Consider the following 3,164-nt stretch of genomic DNA (forward strand, 5'->3'; position numbering starts at 1 on the left):
CTGTGGATCGTGGACGGAACCACCCAAACGCGGTCGGCACCGGCGGTTTCCAGACGATCGCGTGTGACTGAACGCGATAGGTGGCCCCTGAGCATTCCGGTTGGCCCGACCGCATTTCGCCCTGAGAAGGGTGCCTTCCGGGTTCTCGGGGCTTCGTGGTGTGTCGGGATGTGCCCCTGGATGTCCGGCAGCCGACCGGCGGGGACGGACGGGCGGGCAAGGCATGATCGAATCTCTGGGGATTCGATGGCGGGGGTGTGGTGTGAGGGATTGGCGGACCGATCCGGCGTTCGAGATGTGCCGGGCGCTGGTGGACGGAGCGGATCTGGCCTCGTTCGCGGGAGGCGCGTTCGATGTGCGGGCGGTGGTGGCCGGCATCCAGTCCGGGGCCCACAGCGGGTTGCTTCTCGATGCCGTTCCGTGGGGGAACTTCCCTCACGGGAACGATTCCCGGAAGGCCGTTCACCTGCTGCACACAGGCGAGGACCCCGCAAGCCACGCGACGGGCGTGTTGGCGGGCCTGTGTGCCAATGACAGCCGGGCCGCCGTCGCCCTCGCCGTACCGTTCCTGATCCCCATCGCCACCGATGCCCACCACCCACACCGTGCCGCCGTCCTCGGCGTACTCTCCAGCCCGGCCCGCGCCCGGCACTTCGGCGTCGCCTCCCGCGATGAACTCCTGCTCCACCGCACCGATCCTCGGCGTCACGCCCCCGACGACTACGACGACTACGGCGTCGAGGTGACCGGCTACCCGGCAGGCTGGTCGGTGGCCGCCGCCCGCGCCGCGATCACCGCCGAAGCACCCGTGCTCCTGCCCCTTCTCAACGACTCCGACCCCACCATCCGCATCGACGCCGCCTACGCTCTGGCCACCGCCGCCGACCCCGACCACACGGTCCGAACCGCCCTCGCCACCAGGTTCGCCACGGAGCATGACGCCATAGTCCGTGCCGCCCTGCTCCTCGCCGCCGCGGAGACCACCCGGGCCCACGCGCATCCGCCGACCGTCTGGTGGCTCTGTGAGCGGTGGAAAGACTGGACAGAGGCCCCCGAAGTCCGCCTAGCTGCGGCGATCGGCTGGCTCTGCCTCACGGACGAACCCGCCCCCGAGGGCCTCCACCAGACCATCAACACTTTCGCCACAGACGAACGCGCGCATGCCATGGACGCCCTGCCGTGGATGAACGCCGCCGCCGGATCCGGTGAACCGGGACTCCGGCGCTGTATTCGCTGCATGCTCCACCCCCAAGAGCCCGAACCGTCGGACGACCCCTGGGCCTCCTCACCTTGAGCGCCCGGCCTCGGCCCCGTTTGTGCATCGAAGTTGTCCACGGGGGCCAGGTACGGTGCTCGGTCACATCTCGCGGGACCTACCAGCAAGGCCCACGGTCACAGGGAGTAGGTACACCACAGAATTGGACCAGAACCCGAAAACGGGCTCTGGCACAACTTCCGTGAAACCACGTCGACCGGGCTCGTGCCCGCCTCTGGATGAGCCGCCGACCTGCAGGTTCACCAGGGCCGCCCGCCTCGGACACCGAGGATCGGTTCGACTTCACGAAAGTTGCGCCAGAACCCGAAAACGGACAGCAGTTGTTCACCACATCGGGAGTCACCCAGTCAGCGGCCGTTCGAATTCTGCCGGGGCACGCTGGCGACTCGTCGGCAGAGTATTCGGTTGTTCACGAAGGGATGAACCTGCGACGGTCAGGGGCATGAGCGTGGTTCTGGGAGACAAATTCAGGTTCGCCGCAGAGGTCGGCGAGCCAGGCCCATTGTGCCGGGTCGACCTCTGGGCGGCTGGAAAGTGGTTGACCTGCGACGACAACATGGCGTACGTCCCCCAGTTCCGCCGCGATGTGCTGGACACCGCTGCCTGGCTGCGGTCCGGTGAAGGTTCTCCCCTGCCGTTCGCTGGCTTGTCCGCCGAGGCCACACACCGGCGTCTCATGCAGCGCGCGGGGGACGACGGCGAGCCCGAGGCCGACTACGAGCTGCGCGGCCGGTTTGGGGTTCTGCTCTGGGGACCCACCACCGACAACGTGACGGCCTGTCTGTTCCGTGAGAAGGACCTCCTGGTGATCACGCTGGAGTTCTGGCGTGAGGAACACCTGCTCAACCACCCTGAAGACGCCGGCGCGGTCTTCGCGGTCGAGATCCCGGCTCAGGAGTTCGTCGGGATCCTTGAAGGCGTTGCGGCCGCGCTCGGCGCCAGCTAGAGCGAGAGCTGTTCCTGATGCTCCGGTGGTATCAAGGAGGCATTTCTCCCGCGGCGGCCTTGAGCCGAGGAGAGACCCAAGGCGGTTGCTCGGCGATGTCACGAAGCGCAACCAGTTCGATTTCGGGGCTCAGTCGAGTGACTCCCGAAGTGGTGAACATCTGCCGTCGGTTCTCGGGTTCTGCGCAACTTTCGTGAAGTCGAACCGATCCTCGGTGTCCGAGGCGGGCGGCCCTGGTGAACCTGCAGGTCGGCGGCTCATCCAGAGGCGGGCACGAGCCCGGTCGACGTGGTTTCACGGAAGTTGTGCCAGAGCCGGTTCTCGTGAACAGAGCCAGCTGCCCACCGTGAGGGTGGGCCAGCTGCCATGGCGCGCCTGTTCACACTGGCGCGTTGGAGCCGGGTTCTCAGGTGCCGCCGGGTGACGGCGAAGAGAAGACGTACTGGGCTGCCTGCTCGCTGGACAGGGCAGCTGCGATTCGCTTGCGCATGTCGTCTGACATCGGAGGCAGGTCGTTCAGCGGGAACCAGTCGGCAGCTGTGTTCTCGCCGTCGGCGGGATGCGGATCGCCGGACTGCCAACCAAGGCGGAACACCAGGTCGAGATACTGCGTCTGGTCCCCGTTGTCATAGACGACAGGGTCCGTGACGTGAACCATCGCCAGCCGCTGCGGAACTGCCACGATGCCGGTCTCCTCAAGAACCTCCCGGGCTGCGGCATCCGCCGGTTGCTCCCCCGGATCGATGATCCCAGTCACGGGCGTCCACTTGCCGTTATCTGCGCGCTTCGCCAAAAGGACTTGGTCATCCCTGACGACGACTGCGGTGACGCTTGAGAGCCACAGCGGATCGTTTCCCATTTTCTTGCGCAGCGCGAGGATGAAATCTGGTGTGCCCATCGAGTCACGATATCGACCCTGCGCTTAGGCGTCATCTCACGTGG

3 protein-coding genes are annotated in these 3,164 nt (G+C 66.5%); 2 read left to right on the forward strand and 1 reads right to left on the reverse strand.

Features of this window, described 5'->3' with window-relative positions; genetic code table 11:
• Positions 1 to 508: 508 nt before the first annotated feature.
• Together AOK00_RS24460 and AOK00_RS24465 are read left to right on the forward strand one after the other, a co-directional pair.
• Positions 509 to 1,294, forward strand: coding sequence for a HEAT repeat domain-containing protein (locus tag AOK00_RS24460; RefSeq protein ID WP_254047480.1), 786 nt, complete (start codon positions 509 to 511; stop codon positions 1,292 to 1,294).
• 424 nt (positions 1,295 to 1,718) lie between these two features.
• Complete coding sequence (locus AOK00_RS24465; RefSeq protein WP_055602441.1) at positions 1,719 to 2,222, forward strand: hypothetical protein; 504 nt, start codon at positions 1,719 to 1,721, stop codon at positions 2,220 to 2,222.
• Positions 2,223 to 2,628: 406 nt separating this feature from the next.
• Here the strand turns inward: AOK00_RS24465 and AOK00_RS24470 are convergent, their stop codons facing one another.
• A complete protein-coding gene (locus tag AOK00_RS24470; RefSeq protein ID WP_055602442.1) occupies positions 2,629 to 3,120 on the reverse strand; it encodes an NUDIX hydrolase in 492 nt (163 codons plus the stop codon).
• Between the last annotated feature and the right edge of the window lie 44 nt (positions 3,121 to 3,164).

It is taken from the genome of Streptomyces aureus (genome assembly GCF_001418135.1).
Taxonomy (GTDB): Bacteria; Actinomycetota; Actinomycetes; order Streptomycetales; family Streptomycetaceae; genus Streptomyces; species Streptomyces aureus_A.